This is a genomic window from Synechococcus sp. R5-12 (assembly GCF_047502655.1).
GTDB lineage: Bacteria > Cyanobacteriota > Cyanobacteriia > Thermostichales > Thermostichaceae > Thermostichus.
In genome coordinates, this window is the sequence record NZ_JANSIM010000246.1 from 1 (window position 1) to 4,119 (window position 4,119).

Below are 4,119 nucleotides of genomic sequence, written 5' to 3' on the forward strand. Positions count from 1 at the left end.
GGCCAACCTGAGCCAGGCCAACCTGAGCGAGGCTGACCTGAGCGGGGCCAACCTGAGCAAGGCCAACCTGAGCGGGGCCAACCTGAGCGGGGCCAACCTGAGCAGGGCTGACCTGAGGGGAGCCAACTTGAGGGGAGCAAAGCTGGGTGGCACGAACCTAAAGGGGGCAAACCTATGGGGCGCAAAACTAAGTCCCGGCTGGGATCAATTCGCCGACTTGAAAGGGGCCATCCTCCCCGACGGAGCCATCCATCCCTAGCCTGATCCCTTGGCTACACTACCTACAGCCGCTCTCAGTGGATCCATGAGTCCCTCAGATCTCGCCTTTGCCAGCAATCACCAAGACATCCTCACACTGCTGGACTTAGTGGTTCGCGCCCGCTACCCTTTGATCTACCTGGTTACTCCCGAAGAAGCCCCGGCAGAGGAGCTCCTGCAAGTTCTAGCCGATTCCCTCAAGCCCAAGCGCAAACTCCTAATCTGGGATATCGTCTCCGGCTGGTCAGATAACGGCCAAAACAAAGGCCAATTGATGCCTGCTCTGGGCCGCATCGGCGCCATCAAAGAGGACGAGGCGGTTATTTGTGTTCTCAAAGACCTAAACCCCACCCTGAGAAATCCGGAACGCTCGGACAATTACCCCGTCATCCGCTACCTGAAAACCCTGGCCAGAGAGAGCCGCCACAGCCGCAAGTCCATCATCCTCTTGGGCCAAGAAGCCGTTGTCCCTGCCGAGCTGCGCGAGGAAATTGTGGTCTATGATTTTCCCCTGCCCAGCATCGCCGAAATTGAGCGGATCATTACCCGCGCGATCCCTGCCCGTCAACTGGAGCTAAGCGGCCCGGCGCGGGAACAACTGGTTCGAGCCTGCCAAGGACTGACCCGGCAGCGCATTGAGCGGATCCTGGCCCGCGCCCTAGCCGCCAAGGGCAAGGTCAGCGAGGGCGATATTGACCTTGTTCTGGAAGAGAAAAAACAATACATCCGCCAGACGGAAATCCTGGAGTTTTACAACCCCTCCGAGACCTTGCAAAATGTCGGCGGCCTGGAAAACCTCAAAGCCTGGATTCGGCAGCGCCGCAACAGTTTTAGTGCCCAGGCCCGTGCCTATGGCTTGCCCAGTCCTAAGGGCATTTTGCTGGCCGGGATCCAGGGCACCGGCAAGTCTCTATGTGCCAAAACCATAGCCCGCGAGTGGCGCATACCCTTGCTCAGGCTGGATGTGGGGCGACTCTTCGGCGGGATCGTCGGCGAAAGCGAAAGCCGCGTGCGCCAGATGATCCAAATTGCCGAAGCCATGGCCCCTTGTGTGTTGTGGATTGATGAGTTGGATAAAGCCTTTGGCGGCGTCAACAGCGAGTTTTCAGGGGATTCGGGCACCAGCAAGCGCGTCTTCGGCAGCCTGATTACGTGGATGCAAGAAAAGACCAAGCCCGTTTTTATTGTCGCCACTGCCAATAATGTCCGCGTCTTGCCGGCCGAGCTGCTGCGCAAAGGCCGGTTTGACGAAATTTTCTTCGTCAATTTGCCCAACCAACGGGAGCGGGAGGAGATCTTCCAAGTCCACATCCAGCGGCTGCGGCCCAACCGCGTGCGGGATTTTGCCTACCCTGAGCTGGCCATGGCCAGCGAAAACTTCAGCGGCGCAGAAATTGAGCAGACCATCTACGATGCCATGCACATGGCCTTCAACCAGGATCCGCCCCGCGAGTTTACCCAGGAGGATATTCTCGGCGCCATTCGCCAAACCGTTCCCCTGGCCGCCATCGCCCGCGACCAGATTCAAGACTTGAAAGCGTGGGCTGCCGAGTCAGGAGCACGTACCGCTTCCCAAGATCAAAAGTTGATTCAGGAGCTACGGACCATCGTCCAGAAGAGAGGGTTAGGCTACATTGAAGTTGATAGTCCCCCATCCTTTTCCTCTCCACCTCCTGCCTAAGCTGTTTTGGTCGGCTCGTTCCGAGTTGTGGCAGCTCCGTGGAAGTAGGCTTGCAAGCATTTTTTCCTGCAAGACGCGGAAAAACTCCGGTTGCCGCTCCGCTTGAATTTGCTGCCTGTGGATTAGCCCCCGTTAAATCCGTCCGGGGAAGCCGCCGATTGATCTGAGCTGCTCAGGTGGCCCCTTGTTGGATTAACTTCCGGCAGCTCCCAGGCAGGGCACTGGGATCGGATCCCGCACGTTAGCGTGCAGGACCGATGGTTTTGCACTTTTCGTATCCTTGACTACAGATTTTTTGGTAGGATTGATCGTGTAGAGGTACTGGTATGTAGAGCAGCCTTATGAGTGCAATCGCTGAAATGAGGGGGACAAGTCTCCTGGCCCGCCATCGCCAAAACATAGCAGCCTCCCTGGCCCGTCGTTTGGAAGCAGCTAGGGCGGCCAACAACACCCGCTTGATGGAGCTGCTGAAACAAGAAGAGCGGCAGCTGGCAGCCGAGTACGGCGGCAGGGATCCCTTCTCTTCAGCGCTCTTCAGAGGACTGCGCCACCTTTGGCAGAGCCTGAAGGCAGTCTTGGCGGCCTGCGATGAACTGCGGGTGCGGCAGTGGGTAGATGGCAGCGGCATGGTCTGGTGGTCTGTCCAAGACCCAATCACGGGAGAGCGCCTGTGTACCCATTCCGAGGGGGAGCTCATGGAGTGGATCGAGAAGCACCAGCGAGAGGATTAGTCTTCGCGGCTAGGACTTGCCTGAGCACCAATAGCCAGTGTTTCCCCTGGCGCTTCGTGCGTGTCCCAGTCTTTCCAGCTTGGGGAGGAAGGGAACAAAAAGTTTCACGGCTAGGCCGGGGCAATGGCCACCTGAGAATCCAAATTGATAGGATTACGAAGACTCATCATCTGCTTTAGGGGCCCTGGGATGGTTTGGCAATTGTTGACTTGGCCGGCCCAAAGTTTGCTTTGGCTAGCAGAGCAGATCCAAGAACGCGCCGAAGCACAGCTGGATAGCAAAGAAAACCTGCAAAAAGAACTTACGGCCCTGCAAATTCAGCTAGATTTGGGAGAAATTGACGAAGAAACCTACGCCCGCCGAGAAGAGGAGATTTTATTGGCTCTGGAAGCCTTAACCCAAGCAGAAGGAGAAGCCGAAGCATAGAGTTCTGCCGGTGGGCCTGGAAGGGATCCCTCAGCATTGCAGGGGGGCAGAACATGGGAGAATGAGCTTCTGTACACCCCCGTCTTTCCTACCCTGGGCTGTTTTCAATGACTGAATCCCATGAAACCTTGGTGCTCCGCGACGAGCAAAACCAGCCTCTCAAGTGCGAGATCCTGCGTCAGGTGGTCATCGACGAGCAGACCTATGCTCTGGTGACTCCCGTTGATGCTGTGATCAAAGTGCTGGTTTGGGAAGGGGAAGAAGAACCCAGCCAAGCGGTGAACGGCGATGCCAACATGGAAGGGATCCTGGACGAGCCGGATCCCGAAGAGCTACAGGCTACCCTGCCCACCATCCAGGCTGTCTTGGGGGAGTTGAACCTCACCTTGCAGCAAAATGGCTTCGACATCCTCACGGTTCAGGGGGAATTGCCCCCAGTCGAAGAGGAAGATGTGTTCGAGCTGGGCGAGAGCGAGGAAGATGCCCAGGAGTTTCAACTGCTAGCTACCTTTTTCTACCAAGAGAAGAAATACGGCATCTTTACCCCCCTCGATCCTGTTTTGCTCTACGCCGCTCTGCCTGACGAAGGGGATCCCTACCTGCTCACCCCCGATGAGCCGCCAGAGCTTTTTGATCAGCTCTATGCCCTGCTGCTGGATCTCGATGAGGAATGGGAAGACGGAGATGACGAAGAAGATGAAGACGAAGATTAGGCGGTCAACCCCTTCTGTTCTGCCGAGTTGGATACTTCTGCCCAGCCAGTCGCCTCGGCGGTGCGGAGCACCATAGGGATAGAGGTGGTGAAACTACCCGGTAAAACTTGCCCAGAGTTTTTCACCAGCCACTCCAGACCCGTCTCAACATCTGTCGTTCACCAGCCACTCCAGACCCGTCTCAACATCTGTCGGGGGCGTCGGATCTGCGGGCCAAGGGTCAGAATAAGCCAGCCTCAGACCAGCCGCCTAAGCATTGCGTAGCGAAGGAGCATGACTCTAGTCAATAATAAGCTCAACTATACTGAAA

General features: G+C 56.8%; 5 protein-coding genes. All 5 read left to right on the plus strand.

Going from position 1 to position 4,119, the window contains the following annotated elements:
• On the plus strand, positions 1–259 hold a 259-nt coding region (locus tag NW843_RS12560), incomplete at its 5' end, for a pentapeptide repeat-containing protein (protein WP_414523107.1).
• A 45-nt stretch (positions 260–304) separates the two neighbouring features.
• On the plus strand, positions 305–1,939 hold the full coding sequence (locus tag NW843_RS12565) for an AAA family ATPase (RefSeq protein WP_414523108.1): 1,635 nt from the start codon (positions 305–307) through the stop codon (positions 1,937–1,939).
• A gap of 341 nt (positions 1,940–2,280) precedes the next feature.
• Positions 2,281–2,670 (plus strand): hypothetical protein, encoded by a 390-nt coding sequence (locus NW843_RS12570; protein ID WP_414342319.1) that lies wholly within the window; start codon positions 2,281–2,283, stop codon positions 2,668–2,670.
• Between the two features lie 189 nt (positions 2,671–2,859).
• Complete coding sequence (locus NW843_RS12575; protein WP_011433717.1) at positions 2,860–3,096, plus strand: gas vesicle protein GvpG; 237 nt, start codon at positions 2,860–2,862, stop codon at positions 3,094–3,096.
• Positions 3,097–3,203: 107 nt separating this feature from the next.
• On the plus strand, positions 3,204–3,809 hold the full coding sequence (locus tag NW843_RS12580; RefSeq protein WP_011433718.1) for a DUF3727 domain-containing protein: 606 nt from the start codon (positions 3,204–3,206) through the stop codon (positions 3,807–3,809).
• Positions 3,810–4,119 lie beyond the last annotated feature (310 nt).

Bases quoted from the DNA above. Each gene is read 5' to 3' on its own strand.
- NW843_RS12565 (WP_414523108.1), top strand. From the start codon at position 305: ATGAGTCCCTCAGATCTCGCCTTTGCCAGCAATCACCAAGACATCCTC.
- NW843_RS12580 (WP_011433718.1), top strand. From the start codon at position 3,204: ATGACTGAATCCCATGAAACCTTGGTGCTCCGCGACGAGCAAAACCAG.
- NW843_RS12575 (WP_011433717.1), top strand. From the start codon at position 2,860: ATGGTTTGGCAATTGTTGACTTGGCCGGCCCAAAGTTTGCTTTGGCTA.
- NW843_RS12570 (WP_414342319.1), top strand. From the start codon at position 2,281: ATGAGTGCAATCGCTGAAATGAGGGGGACAAGTCTCCTGGCCCGCCAT.